This window comes from Prevotella sp. KH2C16 (assembly GCF_900113305.1).
GTDB lineage: Bacteria > Bacteroidota > Bacteroidia > Bacteroidales > Bacteroidaceae > Prevotella.
The window spans coordinates 128,686-145,394 of record NZ_FOOW01000003.1 but is presented as its reverse complement, the minus strand read 5'-3'; the positions used below and the strand labels follow the sequence as shown (position 1 = coordinate 145,394).

Genomic DNA, 16,709 nt, shown 5'->3' with positions numbered 1-16,709 from the left:
CAATTACTTCTTGCGCTCCCTTTCGGTCAGGAAACCGTGGCGATAAGCGAAGAGAAGTTCCTCTAAATCCTTAATCTGCTGCCTCAGTTCAATGCCTTTGTCGGTATCGGCTACGAGCATGCGGTGGGCGCTCATCTCCACGATCTGGATGGTGCTCTTGATGTCGGTGCCTTTCTCAATGGCCTCGATAGTAGAGGTGAAGGGGGCATGCTGCACCAGCTGGAATCCCCGGCTGTGATAGACCAGCGTGTATCCGGCAATTCCGGTTTCCTTATGGTAGGCCTCCGAGAAACCTCCGTCGATGACCATCAGCTTGCCGTTGGCCTTGATGGGATTTTCCCCGCTGGCCACATGCACGGGCACATGGCCATTGATGATATGGCGGTTGGCTCCTCTCACTTCGAATGCATCGAGTATGTGGTCAACGATTTTCTCGTCATTGCGCAGTTTGAAGTAGCATCCTTTCTCTTCCTTGTGCGTCTCTTTGTCGGTGATGAAGTAGCGTTCGAAGGTAGACATCTTCGACTTGTCGAACAGCAGACTGTCAGGTCCGCACCATAGATAGAGGAAATAGTCTCTTGCATATTGGCATATCTCGGAGGGGGCATCATTCTGAAAGGCCTGGCGAATCATCATCCCCGTGTGGTGCATCAAGTCTCTGCCGGAGTATTTCCGGCCGGGATAAATCTCTACTTCTTTCAGGGTACCGTCTTCGTTGAGCGGCACCGAGGCATGGAAGAGGAGGTTGTTATTGTAGATGGCATACATGCATCCGTGCCCGAGCAGCAGGTTGATGTGCTTGTGCAGTTTCTCGCTGACTTTGAAAGAGTGGTGGAGTTTTTGCATCAAGACTTTCTCTTCCTCGGTGAAAGCAATGGGGTCTGCGGAATCGATGGTGGGGAAGTGGCAGCTGGTCAGCTGATATTCCTTGCCCTCCAGCTTGATGGTGCCCCTCTGATAGTCAATGGCCTTGAGCAGTTCCCGATTCTGCATCTTCCATCCAGGATGACGCTCGAAGAGCTGGGCCTCGGCCTTGAACTGCATGACGGTAATGGCCTTGTGCATCTGGGCAGTAAGGATTTTCTGGCGTTCATCGATGTTTTCCGCCCCTTCGCTCAGCTTTGGCAGGAATTCCTCGCAGGAATCATCCTTATAGGTGTCCATCGCAAAAGTGGCAAGCGGCACGAGATTGATGCCGTATCCCTCCTCGAGCGTCGCGAGGTTGGCATATCGGAGCGAGAGCCGGATTACATTGCAGATGCACGCGTCGTTGCCGGCGCAGGCCCCCATCCATAGGATATCGTGGTTGCCCCACTGTATATCCCAGTTATGATAGTTGGCCAGGGTGTCCATGATGATGTGTGCGCCAGGTCCCCGGTCATAGATATCGCCGAGGATATGGAGCTGGTCGATGGCAAGGCGCTGTATCACATGGGCTATTGCCGTGATGAAGTCATTGGCGCGCCCGGTACTGATGATGGTGTCGATAATCACATTGACATACGCAATCTTATTGGCATCGTCGGTGCGTTCATGGAGAAGTTCCTGAATAATGTAGCTGAAGTCTTCGGGCAATGACTTCCGGACTTTCGACCGGGTGTATTTGCTTGAAACATCGCGGCATACTGCCACCAACTGGTGGATTGTGATATGATACCAGTCGTTGAGGTCTTTTTCCGTAGCCTCTACGAGTTCAAGTTTCTGCTCGGGATAGTAGATGAGCGTGCAGAGCTCGCGCTTCTCGTAGTCGCGGAGCGTGGTTCCGAAGAGTTCGTTTACCTTGCGTTTGATGTTGCCAGACGCGTTTTTCAGCACATGCAGGAATGCCTGATGCTCTCCGTGAATATCAGCAAGGAAATGCTCAGTGCCCTTGGGCAGGTTCAATATTGCCTGCAAGTTTATGATTTCGGTGCTGGCATCGGCAATCGTGGGGAAAGATTGTGATAGCAGCTGCAGGTAATGCAAGTCCCGTTCAATGTTATAGTCTTTGGATTTCATAATTTTCGTATTTTCGTAATGTTCTTAATGAGCTTGTCCGTTTCCCCGTCGTTGATGGGGGGGATGGGCATAAATCCTTCCGTGAGATTGAGAATCTCGGCCATAGTGCCTAATATTCTGGCGACAAATTTTTCCTGCCTGCCTTTCCTGATTATATTTTCGAATTCGTTTTCATCATAATTTACGAATCTTAGTATCTGGTATAGGTCTGCGAGATGGCTGAGAGGCATTGAGTCATGATGAACTTCGCTGTATAGCATTCTGAACACTTTGGCAAGTACTTTCTCCGGTTCCGCACCTACCATAGTGATGGATTGCCCCGTATATTGATGGGTGGGGGCAAACCTGTCGATCTCTTGAAGCGGAATGTCGGGTGCCGGGATCTTCAGATAGGCAATGCCCTGACGGAGACGATCGATGATGAGTTCGTCGGAGGCATACAGAAAAATATTCCGCCAATCCTCGTCTTTCAAATTCTGTGTGGCTTTCAGAAGCCTGGCTTTATGATCCTCGTTCAGAAAGGCATCTTTGTCTAAGCTGGCCTGCAGGAGGCTTCCAATAATGCCAAGCATGTTCCTGTCGAGCAGACTTGAGCTATTGGAATCGAGCACTTTCTGATAGAACGCGTGTACTTTCCGCAGCATTTCATCCTCTGAAATTTGATTTGTAACGAAGGGATTTCCAGTTTGTTGAACTCGCTCGTTCCATTTTGACTTCAGAATCTGCTCTGCTTCTAACTTGCTAAAGGCTAAGATGGCCCGGGCTTCCGCCGTCATCCTTTTCTGGAAAGACAACATCTTCAGTTGCCGGTCATATTTCTGCTCTTTCAACTTCCAGGGCATCAAGCCTCCCAAAGGTGAATAGACCGTGGGTATATCTCTTCTGCGAGCCTTGAAAATCATGGCTGCTGCCGTGCGATTCCAACATCCAAAGACATGGACAAGGGTAGGGGGAGTGCCTTTCAAAGATGCTTCATGCCGGAGCTCCGCATCTTCTCCGAACGCCCCGAGCAAAGCATCCATCAACAGACGGTTGACTTCCTCCTTGTAGTCGGTCTTTGACATGTATAGAATGAGCCTCATAGCTTATGGCTTGTGAAATCCAGTCTGTCTGCCCGCTTGTATCTGATGATGTTCGCCAGGTTATGCCAAACGATGCTAATCTCATAGGGATAGATTTTCCATGACGGCATATCTTCTTCAAATGCCCTTAGTGCTTTCCAGCCAGTTAGTGTTCTTGAAATGGCCATCGATAGTAAGCAGAGAACGCTGGTGCCGGCGAGTATCCATCTTTGTGTAATTACCGCGAAAGCAATTATTGAGATTATCAAGAGCAGGGATAGGTGAATCGTCCATTGATCCATATTATAGAGCAATCGGTAAGACCGTCTCCTCTGCATCTGACTCCTGCCCGCAAGATAATAGAAGTGCTTGTTTCTCCACTCCTTTGGGGTCGGCAGATCCTCAATCACCCAAGCGTCAGGGCTGGTTTCTATGGCGGTGGTGTGTTTTCCGGCATATTTATTGACGAGAAAGTCATATTCGCCCCTTTGCAAATCGAGGTTCCCGCTGAATCCGTTCTGTGCGAGGAAGTCGCTCTTGCGAAACATTAGGTTAGCACAATTCGTGCGATACGCCGTTCCCTTGGCAGCCTTGCGGAGAACATAATATAAGGTATGGATGTGTTCAAAGCTGTAGTAGGGCTTTGCCTCATCCGCATATTTGCTTACTCCCAGCACCAGATTCTTTTCCTTCCTTGCGTTGCGTGCCATTGTGCGGAGCCAGTTCTCTCCTGCGGGGCGGCACTCTATGTCAGTCAAGAGAATCCATTCGTTCTTGGCAGCCTTTACGCCCATGGTTATTGCCAGTTTCTTACGGCTTACATATCGCGAGCTGTTTGGAATAAAGGTGTGATAAAGATGCCTGTCGCCGGCGAATCTTTTCAGTATGTCATCGGTCTCGCTGTCGCCCTCTTCGGAAACGATGACGACCTGAAAGTCTGATGGATAGTTCTGGTTCAGGTACAAGGGGAGCCTCTCTTCCATCTCGCGGGCATTGTCGTGGAGCGTGATGATAACCGAGAGGGGCGGTAATGCGTCGCCTTCGGAATAGTCGTCCCTTGTCTCGTCAGGAGAAGCTTTCTTGAGGAAGGAGCGTCTGAAGAAGGGGTTGATGATTACAGAAAGTAAAGAAACAACCATAACGACGGCAGCTCCAATTATCGTAATATAGTCTAAAGTCATAAATCCTCCGTAATATAGCCTGCTGGAATCTTGCGGCAATTATACTGGCTTGCCATGATTTCACCATAGGCACCCGCGCTTCGGATGGCAATCAAGTCGCCTCTATGGCTCTTGTTGAGATCTATGGCCTTGGCAAAGACATCACTCGACTCGCATATCGGCCCGACCACATCGTATGTTTCCACAGGCTCGTTGCTGCAAATATTCTCAATCTTGTGATAGGCCTGATAGAGTGCAGGGCGGATTAAGTCGGTCATACCGGCATCCACGATGGCAAATTGCTTATGGGTGCCTTGCTTTATATATAATATGCGGGTAATCAAAGTGCCGCATTGGGCAACGACGGCCCTTCCCAGTTCAAAATGCAGTTTCTGTCCATTACGCAGTTTGAGGTGCCGGGCATAGGTGTCAAAATAGGCCTTGAAATCAGGAATGGGCATTCGGTTAGGATGTATGTAGTCAACACCGAGACCGCCTCCTACATTGATGTTTTCTACTTTTATGTGATGCTTTTCAAGATGATTCTGGATTTCGTTAATGCGATTGCAAAGTGCCACAAAGTCATTCATCTCAAGAATCTGGGAACCGATATGGAAGTGAAGCCCCAAGAACTGGATGTTTCTCATCTTGATCGCGGTCTCAATAATTTGATCCATATCGCTCATAGCGATACCAAACTTGTTTTCGGCAAGTCCGGTTGTTATGTTCGCATGAGTATGGGCTCCTACATCAGGATTGATTCGAAAGCATATTCTTGCAGTCTTACCTTTCCTTTCTGCCAACTCATTGATGACTTCCAGTTCAGCTTTGCTTTCAACATTAAAACAGAAAATGTCCTTATCCAGTCCAAGGTTGATTTCCCAATCACTTTTACCAACGCCTGCATATACAATCTTAGATGCCGGAAAGCCCGCAGACAAAGCGGCTCGTATCTCTCCACCGCTGACACAATCAGCTCCCATACCCGCCAGACTTATGATGTTCAAGACCTTTGGATTGGCATTGGCCTTTATGGCATAGTGCACGACAAAGTTCTCATGCCGCCCGGCCTCCTTATTAATGGCTTGAAGGGTGGAGCGCAAGAGTGCCGTGTCATAATAGTAGAATGGAGTCTCTATATGATTGAATTGCTCAATTGGAAAACTTCCCTTCATCCTTTTTTATTTGAAAAGTACATTACTAAGGTTCTGGAGAGCCCTCTTTTTGTCGGCTGTCTTAATGAGGAAAGATATATTATAGTTGCTTCCACCATAAGAAATCATGCGAACAGGAATATTCTTCATTGCGTCAGTAGCCAGTGTTTCGAAACCAAGATTGCTCCAGTCGAGGTCGCCAACTACACACACGATGCACATGTCGGTGTCGACGGTTACGGTGCCATACTTCTTTAATTCGTCCACTATCTCTGTCAGATGGGTAGAATTATCAATACTCATAGAGACGCCGACCTCGCTGGTTGCAATCATGTCTATAGGCGTCTGATAACTCTCAAAGATTTCAAATACCTTTCGCAAAAAACCTGTTGCAAGAAGCATTCTTGACGACTTGATTTTGATTGCCGTGATATTATCCTTTGCAGCAACAGCCTTAATCTTGCCTCGCATAATGACATTGTCGATAATTGTGCCGGGTGCGTCAGGTTCCATGGTGTTCTTTAGACGAACGGGAATACCCGCATATTTAGCAGGCTGGATACAGGTGGGATGGAGAATCTTTGCTCCAAAATATGCTAATTCTGCGGCTTCTTCGAAATTTAGCTGTGGAATGGCCTCCGTATCGTCCACAATCCGGGGATCATTATTGTGCATACCATCTATATCGGTCCAAATCTGAATCTCCTCGGCAGGTAGTGCGGCGCCAATCAAAGATGCCGTATAGTCAGACCCACCGCGTAGAAGGTTATCAACTTCGCCATATGCGTTGCGGCAGATGAAGCCCTGAGTGATGTAAATCTGGTAGCCGGGATTCAAATCCATGATGGCTTTCAGTTTTTCCTTGATATACGGGGAGTCGGGCTCGGCATTCTTATCAGTGCGCATGAAGTCGAGTGCATTCAGGAGCATTGCTTTCATTCCAGATTCCTGCAAATAGTTCACGACCATGTTTGTGCTTATGATTTCACCCTGGGCTACGATGGATTTCTCTTCAAAGGAGGTGAACAGATCCTTGGTGAAGGAGCGTAAATAGTCGAATTCGCCGCAAAGGAAGTCGCGCGTCTTGTCTTTGTATTCATCGGTAGTATACAGCTCTTCGATATGCTGCATATATTTTTGCTCAAGATGATTGATTATCTCGTTTGCACTCCCTGGATTTTTCTTGTACAGATAGTTGCTGATTTCGATAAGAGAGTTGGTCGTTCCACTCATTGCAGAAAGAACGACGAATGTGGGCTCTCCTGATTTGGTAACCAGAGTAGCAACTTCCTTCATGCGTTCGGGAGAGCCTACGGAAGTGCCGCCAAACTTCATTACTTTCATATGTTTATGCTTTTTTAGTTTTTATTCTTCCTCGCCATCTTCGGTCAAGTCCATTTTATTATACTCGTTGGTAACATCTGTGATGACGCCGTCTTTACAGCGGTATACGATGCCAGGATACATGTCAAGCATTGGTATGTTGTGCGTCGACATTACCACGGTGGTGCCTTGGCGGGTGATGTCTTTAAGCAACTTCACGATGTTGCTTGCCGTTTCAGGATCAAGATTCCCGGTGGGTTCATCCGCAACGATTATCTTTGGATGGTTGAGGAGGGCTCGTGCGATGGCTATTCGTTGCTGTTCGCCTCCGGAAAGCTCATGAGGCATTTTCTCCTTATGGTCAATCATATCGACAGAAGCGAGTACTTCATTGATGCGTTGATTGATTTCATTGCGATTCTTCCATCCCGTTGCTTCAAGCACGAACAAGAAGTTGCGATATACATTGCGATCGTGAAGCAGCTGGAAGTCTTGGAAGATGATACCCATTTCTTTCCTTAGGGCAGGCACTTCCTTACGACGGATGATATTGATTTTCCTCCCTAATACTTCGGCTTTTCCATCTTCTTCCATGTCAATGTCCAGCTCGCAATAGAAAGTTTTTAGTAGGGAGCTTTTCCCGGAACCGACCTTTCCGATAAGATAGATAAATTCTCCCTCGTCTGCATGGAAGGTTACATCCTTTAGAACAAGAGTGTCTTGTTGATAAATATTTACTTTTTGATAATCGATTAACATGCTTTATTTGATTTTATTCTGATTCTTTGTTGTCCTTGGATTTTTCTTCACGGCGTTTTTTGTCCCAGTTCGGGTTATGTCGCCTTTGCAATTCTGTCGCTATATCTTCAATGCGGAGATTCTTGCTGGTGAGTAGGACGATGAGGTGATACATCATGTCGGCTGCTTCATAGACAAGTTTTTCGTTACTGCCATTTGTCGCTTCGATAACAGCCTCCAACGCTTCTTCGCCCACTTTCTGTGCCATTCGGTTCACGCCTTTCTTAAACAGACTGGTTGTATAGCTTCCTTCTGGCATCTCTTCGTGGCGTTTCTCTATGAAGTCTTGAAGTTCTGTAAGAAAGAGCAGCGGGTTTTGTTCATTGTCTTCACCCCAGCATGTATCAGTACCTTTGTGGCATGTTGGCCCTGTGGGATGCACTCTTACGAGGAGTGTGTCCTCATCACAGTCGTCCTTGATTTCAACGAGATGCAAAAAATTCCCTGAAGTCTCTCCCTTAGTCCACAGACAGTTGCGAGAACGGCTCCAGAAAGTAACCTTGCCTGTATTGATGGTCTTTTCGTAAGCTTCCTTGTTCATGAAGCCAAGCATAAGGACATTTCTGGTCGTTGCATCTTGGATGATTGCCGGCACCAAGCCGCCCATCTTGTCGAAGTTGATATTCATATGTTCACTCATTATCGTTCGTTTTATGAAAGGTTGTCTTTTGTTCAGAGTCTTACATTGATGCCCTCTGCACGAAGGTATTTCTTCAATTCCGGTATTTTGATTTCACCGAAATGGAAAACGCTTGCAGCCAGTGCGGCATCAGCCCTTCCAAGTGTGAAAGCATCACGGAAGTGTTCCATCTTGCCCGCTCCGCCACTTGCAATTACCGGTATGGACAGCTCATCGGATAGCCGGGCTAATGCATCATAGGCAAAGCCAGTCTTCACCCCGTCGTGGTTCATGCTTGTAAAGAGAATCTCTCCGGCGCCACGATCTTGAACTTCTTTGGCCCATTCAAAGAGGTTGAGCTTGGTTTTTTCTCTTCCCCCCCTTACATAACAGTACCAGCCGTCATCATCAAGGCGGGCATCGATGGCACATACGCAGACCTGTGAGCCGAATTTCCCTGTAATCTCATTGATGAGATGAGGGTTGCGGATTGCTGCGGAGTTTACACTCACCTTGTCAGCTCCGGCATAGAGCAGGCGCTCAACATCGTCAAGTTCATTGATACCACCGCCGACCGTGAATGGAATATTTATCTTACGGGCCACCTGAGTTACCATATTGGTAAAGGTTTTGCGCCCTTCAACGCTGGCTGTGATGTCCAGAAACACGAGCTCATCTGCTCCTGCATCGCTATAGGCTTGACCCAATTCGACAGGGTCGCCTGCTTGGCGAAGATTCACAAAGTTGGTGCCTTTCACGGTCATGCCATCCTTTACATCCAGACAAGGAATGATTCTCTTTGCCAGTCCCATCTCTTTTTGAGGATAGGAAGCCAACAACTCTGCTGCATCAATCCGCCCCTCGTAGAAGGCTTTGCCGAATACGGCGGCAGGGATGCCGGCCCTCTCAAGCCTGTGGAGGTCTTCATTGCATGACACGCCGCCGCTTGCGATAAGGTGTAGATGGGAATATTCCTGCATAATCTGGCGGTACAGCTCGATGGCAGGGCCTTGCAAGGCTCCATCCCTGCTGATTTCCGTACAAAGCACATGTATCACTCCCCGATGAATATATTGGCTGAGGAAGGGTAGGAGCTCTTCCTCTGAATCATCTTTCCAGCCATTAATAGCAATTTTACCATTCCTCACATCGGCCCCAAGGATTAACCGATGGGCACCGTATTTATCCAGCCAGGAACAGAACAGCTCTGGATTCGTAACTGCAATGCTGCCAACCGTAACCATGGAGGCACCTGCGGCAAAAGCCTTCTCAATGTCTTCTTCTGACTTGATGCCGCCACCAAAATCTACGGTAAGGCTTGTGTTCTCTGTGATAGAATGCAAGACGGCGTCATTGACAATATGCTTTGACTGAGCACCGTCAAGGTCTACCACATGCAAACGCCGAAAGCCCATCTTTTCAAAGCTGCGAGCAACTTCGACAGGATTACTGTTGTAAACCTTCTTCTGGCTGTAATCGCCCATTGTGAGGCGGACGCATTGGCCGTTAATGATGTCTATAGCGGGTATAAGCTCTATCATAAGTCCAAGAAATTTTTAAGAATCTGTTCCCCGACTTTCCCGCTTTTCTCTGGATGAAACTGGGTAGAGTAGAAGTTTTCTTTATGAAGAGTAGCACTGTAAGGCAGAATATAGTCAGCTTCGGCAGTCGTCCACTCACAAAGAGGCACATAGAAGCTATGTACAAAATAGACATAGGGATTGGTGCCGAGATTCGTCAGGAGCCCTTTGCCTGCTTCGTCGTCCTCTTCCCTTATGTTCAGGCGGTTCCATCCCATGGCTGGCACCTTGTCTTCGTGTCGTCGGGGTTGAAAGCGTTTTACGGTTACCGGAAATACTCCGATGCACTCTGTGTCGCCCTCCTCTGAATGCTGGCATAGAAGTTGCTGTCCGATACAGATGCCAAGGACAGGTTGCCTGAGATTCCGGATAATCTCATCCAGCCGATGCTCATGGATGTAAGCCATAGTGGTGCTTGCCTCACCTTGTCCGGGGAAAAGGACTTTATCAGCAGACATGAGCTCCTCAGCCTTGTCGGTAAGGATCGGATTAACTCCAATTCTGCGGAGAGCATTCTCTACAGAGTATATATTTCCTGCATTGTATTTTACGATGGCGACTTTCAATTCTCATTTGTTTATGAACAAATGCAAAGATACGAATTTTCTATTAGAATCATCGCAGTTAGGAAAAACAATTTATCTAAAACATGGAAATAAACGCAAATTGATAGTAGAGATAGCGTTTAGTCTTCTTTGTTGCCTTTGATCTTGAGGATAACGCTGGTTGCTCCAATCGTAAAAAGGCTTCCGTCTTCAATGACTCTACGCTCTCGGTCGCCTAAAATTTCATTATCAACAAAGGTGCCCGTATTCGATGGGCCGTCTCTAAGAATATATTTCAGATTGTTGTTCTTGTCGTATGATACATTAATGCAGCAATGATTCATGTCGATACTCGGGTCTACGGTCTCAATAGGACAGTTGATACCAGAACCTTTCATGTATCTTCCTATTATGTTATCACCTAATTGCAAGGGGATGACCTGCTTGTAGTGGAACACATTCTCGATGACGACAATAGTTCCGTAGCCCTTGTCTTCAGCAGCTTCTTCGGTTTTTTCTTCCTTTTGGATATTATGAAGTTTGGAAACGCCCATCCGAACGCCAAATTGCTTATGGCATTGAGGGCATTCAAAAACAAGGGACTGCCCAGCCTGATAGTGGGTTTCGTCGAAAGTGATATAGTTATCACATTTGGGGCATCTGACTCGCTTCATATTGCTTTTACTTTCATAACCCAGCAATCTTTAAATTCTGAGCGGTTGTTAAGTTTGTTCAGAATGTTATACGCCTGGTTCTCGGTTGGGTATTTGCCGTAAATTACTTTTACACTTTTACCTTTCTGTAGAACCTCAGCTTTCGTATAACCGGTGTTATGAAGTGTGTTTTTATAATTTGTCGCATTCTTTAGAGATACCCGGCTACAGAGTACGATGGTATAGAATGGGGCTTGGGGCAACTCTATAGAGTCTTTAGAAGTGGAAGCGTGGCTTTTGGCAATAATGGCAATCTTCCGTATGACAACGGGCTTCGGCGTAACTTCAGAGGAGATAATGCGAGTAAGCATTCCCGTATCTATCTTGCTTATAAGCATAGAGTGGGAATCTCCGTTGCCGATATTTGCGGGGAATAGCAAGAATGCCAATGCGGCAACACATGCTGCGAGGAGATTGCGCACGATGCCAGGGTGAATGGTATAGGGCTCTTCGTCTTCATCATCCAGAAAGATATTAGAGCTGAACTTCTTGTGCACTTCAGCTTCAATGGATTCTTCTGCTTCCTCTTTAGCATTCGTAATAGGCTTGGTCTCGATGTTTATCGTTGAAACGAGACTTGTCAACTGCAGCCTCTCCATCTCGAAGGAGTTAAGGCCATAGAGGTCAGGAGTCAGGATGCCGGCTTCGCAAGGTGTGAATTCATATTTTCCCTCGTCGTTCATCCGGATGATTCCGAGGCCGTTGAATTCATATTCAGCCTTATGCTCAAGATGTTGCTTGAGCTCCCGAACCTCGTCTTCGATTCGTCTCAAGGCTTCCGGATAGCTGATGTCATAGGCCTCTATATAAGATTGTACGAGGAGAGAATCGTTCAGGGTCAATTGCGGATTGAATCCAAGAGTTCTCTGTGGCGGAAAGAAAATGTCTTCCTCCTTGTCATAACAAGCATCTACATGATGAGCCATGAATCCTCCGAAGTCAGGGACGATTACACAGTCGTTGCTCAGGAGTAGTATCTCTATATGTCTTTCCAGTTCAATCACGAATGCAAAAATAACACTTTTTGTCGAATCAGACAAGTAAATCTTTTTAAAAAATGAAAAAAGGAAAATAATCTTCTCAAACTGCTTTGTCTTCAGTTTTATTTTCTATCTTTGTAGCTAAATAGATAAACTCTGAGATGAAATGAAGTATATAGAAACGGAGATAGATGGTGTCTACATCATAGAACCTAAGGTATTCAATGATGCAAGAGGCTATTTCCTTGAAGCATGGAAGAAAGATGAGTTTGAGGCGCATGTAGGCAAGGTGGATTTTATGCAGGATAATGAGTCTAAGTCAAGCTATGGCGTGCTTCGCGGGCTTCATTATCAGAAAGGAAAATACTCCCAGGCCAAGCTTGTGAGGGTCATCAAAGGCAGGGTGCTTGATGTCGCCGTGGATATCCGTAAAAGTTCTCCTACATTCGGCAGGCATGTCATGGTGGAGTTAAGCGACGAAAACAAGCGCCAGCTCTTTATCCCCCGGGGATTTGCGCATGGTTTCCTTGTATTGTCAGAAGAAGCCGTCTTTACCTATAAAGTGGATAATATCTATGCCCCGCAATATGAAGCGGGCATCCGTTGGAACGACGAGTCGCTGGCTTTGAAGTGGCCTATAGCTCCCGAAGATGTACTCACCAGCGAAAAAGATTTACAGGCAAAAACATTAGCAGAAGCAGATTTATTCGAATAAGATGAATATAGCGATTGTTGGAACTGGATATGTAGGCCTTGTGTCAGGAGCATGTTTTGCGGATACGGGTGCCTCTGTTACTTGTGTGGATGTTGACGAGAAGAAGATACAACGCCTTCATCAAGGCGACATCCCGATCTATGAGCCTGGCCTTGACGAGCTCGTCAAGAAGAATGTCAAGGCGGGCAGACTGAAGTTTACCACCGATTTGGCTTCTGTCCTGAATGATCAGCAAATCGTTTTTTCCGCGGTCGGGACTCCTCCAGACGAGGATGGGAGTGCCGACTTGCAGTATGTTCTCCAAGTGGCACGGACCATAGGGCAGAACTTGAATAGATATATGGTTGTCGTAACGAAGAGTACGGTCCCCGTCGGGACGGCCCGCAAAGTGCGCGCCACCATTCAGGAAGAGCTTGACAAGCGAGGAGTCGATATACAGTTTGATGTGGCCAGCAATCCGGAATTTTTAAAGGAAGGCAATGCGATAAAGGACTTCATGAGCCCGGACCGCGTTGTCGTCGGGGTTGAAAGCAGTCGTGCCCAGGAGATTCTTACTCGACTTTACAAGCCTTTCCTGGTCAATAATTTCCGTGTTATCTTTATGGACATACCAAGTGCGGAAATGACCAAATATGCGGCAAACTCCATGCTTGCCACCCGTATCTCATTCATGAATGACATTGCGAACCTTTGTGAGAAGGTGGGCGCTGATGTCAACATGGTGCGTCAGGGCATAGGGAGTGATGTCCGTATTGGCAGGAAGTTTCTTTATGCAGGTTGTGGTTATGGAGGAAGCTGTTTCCCAAAGGATGTGAAAGCCATCATCAAGACTGCGGATGATCATGGCTATTCCATGGAAGTCTTGAAAGCTGTTGAGCGCGTAAATGCCCGACAAAAGGAAATCCTTTTTGAGAAATTGAAGCAAGTCTATGGCGAAGAATCTCTCAAGGGTAAGACCATTGCCCTTTGGGGATTGTCTTTCAAGCCTGAGACGGATGATATGCGTGAGTCGACGGCACTCGTGATGATAGGCCTTCTGCTCAAGGCCGGCTGCACCATTCGTGCCTATGACCCGGCTGCTATGGAGGAATGTAAACGGAGGGTGGGTGATAGCATTTCCTACTGCAAGGATATGTATGATGCCGTTTGGGATGCTGATGCACTACTCCTGCTTACTGAATGGAAAGAATTCCGCCTCCCCAATTGGGAAGTTGTTGGTAAGACCATGAAGCGAAAAGTTGTCATCGATGGCCGTAACATCTTTGACCCGAGGGAATTAGAGGATGTCGGCTTCATATATCATTGCATTGGAAGATGAATAAAAGTTTTGCTATAGCGGGCTCGGTTCTCTGCATATTCTTCTTTTCTGGCTGCAAGGGGAATAGTGCCCTGCAGGTCTCTCAGAACGAAGACAGGGCTGCCAAAGAGATGTTTCAAGGCCTTTGGATGAATGATGGAGGGGAAGATGTCGCCTTTCGGGTGAAGGGTGATACGGTTTACTATGCCGACTCGCTGAGTCTTCCTGCATATTTTCAGATATTCCATGACACCTTGGTGCTCCATGGAGTCAGCAATGTAAAGTATGCCATCGTGAAGCAAGCACCTCATCTGTTTGTCTTTGTTAATCAGAATGGCGACCAGGTGAAGCTCGTGAAGTCGGAGGATCCTAATGACCTGGCTCTTTTTGAGGCAACGGAAAGTCGTCGCCCGGTTGCCTTAAACCAGAATCGAACGATCAAGCGGGATACGGTTATCATTAGTAGTAATGAGAAATACCATTGCTATGTGCAGGTGAATCCTACAACATACAAGGTTATCAAGCCTTCCTACAATGACGACGGGGTGGAAGTGGGGAACGCCTATTATGACAATATCATCCATTTAAGCATCTACAAAGGAGCCCGGAGGCTGTTTTCCAAGGACTTCCGGAAGCAGGATTTTACAAGGGAAGTGCCGGCGCAATTCCTGAAAGTAAGCATCCTAAGCGATTTGCTGTTCTCAAAGACCGACGCGGAAGGCTTCCATTATACGGCTTCTATTGCCACTCCCGATGAGCCGAGCTCCTTTCAGGTGGATGTCTGTGTTACAAAAGATGGTAAATTAAAGATGCAAGTCAAATAACAACTTGCATCTTTAATTTATATTGAAGCGAATGCAGAACTTGTGCGTCTGTCTGCCGGATTAGCGTGTGCACATTGCCCACACACTGCCGCGGGTTTTCTTTCAGCTATCCTTCTTTATTTCAAATGACCGTCTGGAGGACGACAAAATCGCCGAAATCGTGGGACAAAATCGGCGATTTTGTCAGACAATCTCGCCGATTTTGTTACGCTTAGGCATGCCTCCGATGGAAGCACCCATTACATTTAGCCGCCACAGCAGAATAAAACGATGAGCTGGGCTGTCAGGATTCTCAGGAACATGCTCAGCGGATAGACCGTGGAATAGCCTACGGCAGGAGCTTCCTTAGAGCAGATTGAGTTAGCGTATGCCAGTGCGGGAGGGTCTGTATAGGTGCCGGCGATCATGCCCATGATTGTGAAATAATTGAATTTATACCGCAGCCTTGCCAATGTACCCATAATTAAAATAGGTATAATGGTTATCAAGAAGCCTGTATAGACATATTTCAGGCCGTCGCCTTGCACTACGGTCTCCCAGAAACCAGCGCCGGCCTTTATCCCTACAGAGGCAAGAAACAGTACCAGGCCGATTTCCCGAAGCATCATGTTTGCCGAGTTGGTTGTGTAGGTTACGAGGTGTATGCGGTAACCGAAGCGTCCTATCAGGATGGCGATAATCAGCGGGCCTCCTGCTATACCGAGCTTCAGGGGAACAGGCATGCCGGGAATAGCCAATGGGATGCTGCCGAACAGAATCCCGACAATAATCCCGATGAAGATAGTTGCTATGTTGGGAGCGTCCAAGCGTCTGACTGAATTCCCCATGATGTCGGCAATCCGGTTTACATTGTCTTCCGGACCCACGACCATGATCTTGTCGCCTACATGGAAGTGGTGGGAGCGCGACGCAAAGAGATCCATCCCCTGACGGCTGATGCGGGTTACATTCACACCATATACGCTTGAGAAGTGCATCTTTCCAAGCGACTTCCCGTTCATGGCAGGATTGGTTACTACGATTCTGCGCGATACCAGAGGTTGCTTTTCGTCATCTTCCGGGAACGGCTCGTCAACGGTGGGCCCAATAAAGGCTCTCACGGCTTCAGCGTCAGATTCAGCGCAGATGATGAGCAAGTCGTCTCCTATATTAAATAAGGAGTCCCTGTTTGGAATTGAAATCTCACCGTTATGAAGCATGCGGGAACACACAAAGTCTCGGTGGAGAAATTCTGAAACCTGTTGGAAGTTCTTACCCGCCAGGTATGAGTTCTCCACTTTCAAACGCATCTGATAGGGTTTTTCATGTGGATTCTCATTCTCTTGTGCCTGTAATTCAGACTCCTCATTTTCTAATTTGACCTTGCAAATATAGCGGACGAGAATGGTCGCGCCGATTATTCCGAGTACACCCAGAGGATAGGCGCAGGCATATCCGCTTGCGATTTGGGGAATGCTGCCTTCTTTGAATACGGAGCTTAGGGCCTCGTTCGCGGCACCAAGTCCCGGGGTATTGGTAACTGCACCAAATAAAGTACCTACCATCATGGGGAGGTTGTTCACATTGTCGGTATCAAAAAAAAGGTAATAGCAGGCAAACATAACCATGACATTCAGCAGAATCATCCCTGTTGCAAGCATGTTGAGGGTTATCCCCCCCTTGCGGAAACTCTCAAAGAATCCGGGGCCGACCTGAAGACCTATCATGAAAACGAATAGGATCAGCCCGAAGTCTTGCATGAATGTGAGGGTTGCAACGGGAGCCGTAAAGCCTATATGGCCGGCAAGAATGCCCATAAATAGTACGAAGGTTACTCCGAGGGCGATGCCGCCGAATTTGATTTTTCCTAAAAGTACGCCGATAGCAATTACTATGGAATAGAGTAAGGCAATGTGCGCAACTGAATCCTGATTTGTAAATAGATTAATTAACCAATCCATAA

The 16,709-nt window shown here is 47.2% G+C and carries 15 protein-coding genes and 1 pseudogene; 3 read left to right on the top strand and 13 right to left on the bottom strand.

What is annotated here, in order from left to right; all coding sequences use genetic code 11:
* Positions 1-3 precede the first annotated feature (3 nt).
* The 12 genes and pseudogenes from BM114_RS03490 to BM114_RS03435 all read right to left on the bottom strand — a co-directional run bounded on the left by BM114_RS03490 (position 4) and on the right by BM114_RS03435 (position 11,955).
* The gene (locus BM114_RS03490) at positions 4-1,998 is read right to left on the bottom strand and encodes a fructose-1,6-bisphosphatase (RefSeq protein WP_092110454.1); all 1,995 of its coding nucleotides are present in this window, start codon (positions 1,996-1,998) and stop codon (positions 4-6) included.
* Positions 1,995-3,080, bottom strand: a complete 1,086-nt coding sequence (locus BM114_RS03485) for a glycosyltransferase family protein (protein ID WP_092110452.1) — start codon at positions 3,078-3,080, stop codon at positions 1,995-1,997. Before BM114_RS03485 ends, BM114_RS03490 begins: the two co-directional genes overlap by 4 nt.
* The gene (locus BM114_RS03480) at positions 3,077-4,240 is read right to left on the bottom strand and encodes a glycosyltransferase (RefSeq protein WP_092110450.1); all 1,164 of its coding nucleotides are present in this window, start codon (positions 4,238-4,240) and stop codon (positions 3,077-3,079) included. The genes BM114_RS03485 and BM114_RS03480 overlap by 4 nt, the downstream gene beginning before the upstream one ends.
* Positions 4,237-5,394 (bottom strand): diaminopimelate decarboxylase, encoded by a 1,158-nt coding sequence (lysA, locus tag BM114_RS03475; RefSeq protein WP_092110448.1) that lies wholly within the window; start codon positions 5,392-5,394, stop codon positions 4,237-4,239. Before lysA ends, BM114_RS03480 begins: the two co-directional genes overlap by 4 nt.
* Before the next feature lie 6 nt (positions 5,395-5,400).
* Positions 5,401-6,717, bottom strand: a complete 1,317-nt coding sequence (locus BM114_RS03470; protein ID WP_092110446.1) for an aspartate kinase — start codon at positions 6,715-6,717, stop codon at positions 5,401-5,403.
* Between the two features lie 21 nt (positions 6,718-6,738).
* On the bottom strand, positions 6,739-7,455 hold the full coding sequence (locus tag BM114_RS03465; RefSeq protein ID WP_092110444.1) for a cell division ATP-binding protein FtsE: 717 nt from the start codon (positions 7,453-7,455) through the stop codon (positions 6,739-6,741).
* A gap of 13 nt (positions 7,456-7,468) precedes the next feature.
* Positions 7,469-8,122: a bifunctional phosphoribosyl-AMP cyclohydrolase/phosphoribosyl-ATP diphosphatase HisIE gene (gene hisIE / locus BM114_RS03460; protein WP_092110625.1), complete on the bottom strand. Its 654-nt coding sequence runs from the start codon at positions 8,120-8,122 to the stop codon at positions 7,469-7,471.
* A gap of 44 nt (positions 8,123-8,166) precedes the next feature.
* Positions 8,167-8,925, bottom strand: a complete 759-nt coding sequence (gene hisF, locus BM114_RS03455) for an imidazole glycerol phosphate synthase subunit HisF (protein ID WP_092110623.1) — start codon at positions 8,923-8,925, stop codon at positions 8,167-8,169.
* A 24-nt stretch (positions 8,926-8,949) separates the two neighbouring features.
* Positions 8,950-9,654 (bottom strand): annotated as a pseudogene (gene hisA / locus BM114_RS03450) (1-(5-phosphoribosyl)-5-[(5-phosphoribosylamino)methylideneamino]imidazole-4-carboxamide isomerase); the annotation flags it as partial.
* Entirely contained in the window at positions 9,651-10,259 is a 609-nt protein-coding gene (hisH, locus tag BM114_RS03445; protein ID WP_092110442.1) for an imidazole glycerol phosphate synthase subunit HisH, read from the bottom strand. The pseudogene hisA and the gene hisH, both read right to left, overlap by 4 nt.
* A gap of 119 nt (positions 10,260-10,378) precedes the next feature.
* Entirely contained in the window at positions 10,379-10,912 is a 534-nt protein-coding gene (locus BM114_RS03440) for an FHA domain-containing protein (protein ID WP_092110440.1), read from the bottom strand.
* On the bottom strand, positions 10,909-11,955 hold the full coding sequence (locus BM114_RS03435; protein ID WP_092110438.1) for an HU domain-containing protein: 1,047 nt from the start codon (positions 11,953-11,955) through the stop codon (positions 10,909-10,911). Before BM114_RS03435 ends, BM114_RS03440 begins: the two co-directional genes overlap by 4 nt.
* 142 nt (positions 11,956-12,097) lie before the next feature.
* Between BM114_RS03435 and rfbC the strand changes: the two genes are divergently transcribed.
* From rfbC to BM114_RS03420, 3 genes are read left to right on the top strand one after another with little or no spacing between them, the layout of a single operon-like run.
* Entirely contained in the window at positions 12,098-12,646 is a 549-nt protein-coding gene (gene rfbC / locus BM114_RS03430; RefSeq protein WP_092110436.1) for a dTDP-4-dehydrorhamnose 3,5-epimerase, read from the top strand.
* A 1-nt stretch (position 12,647) separates the two neighbouring features.
* Positions 12,648-13,964: a UDP-glucose dehydrogenase family protein gene (locus BM114_RS03425; RefSeq protein ID WP_092110434.1), complete on the top strand. Its 1,317-nt coding sequence runs from the start codon at positions 12,648-12,650 to the stop codon at positions 13,962-13,964.
* Positions 13,961-14,767 (top strand): DUF4738 domain-containing protein, encoded by an 807-nt coding sequence (locus BM114_RS03420; RefSeq protein WP_092110433.1) that lies wholly within the window; start codon positions 13,961-13,963, stop codon positions 14,765-14,767. The genes BM114_RS03425 and BM114_RS03420 overlap by 4 nt, the downstream gene beginning before the upstream one ends.
* A 245-nt stretch (positions 14,768-15,012) precedes the next feature.
* Here the strand turns inward: BM114_RS03420 and BM114_RS03415 are convergent, their stop codons facing one another.
* Complete coding sequence (locus tag BM114_RS03415; RefSeq protein WP_092110431.1) at positions 15,013-16,707, bottom strand: putative transporter; 1,695 nt, start codon at positions 16,705-16,707, stop codon at positions 15,013-15,015.
* Positions 16,708-16,709: the final 2 nt, after the last annotated feature.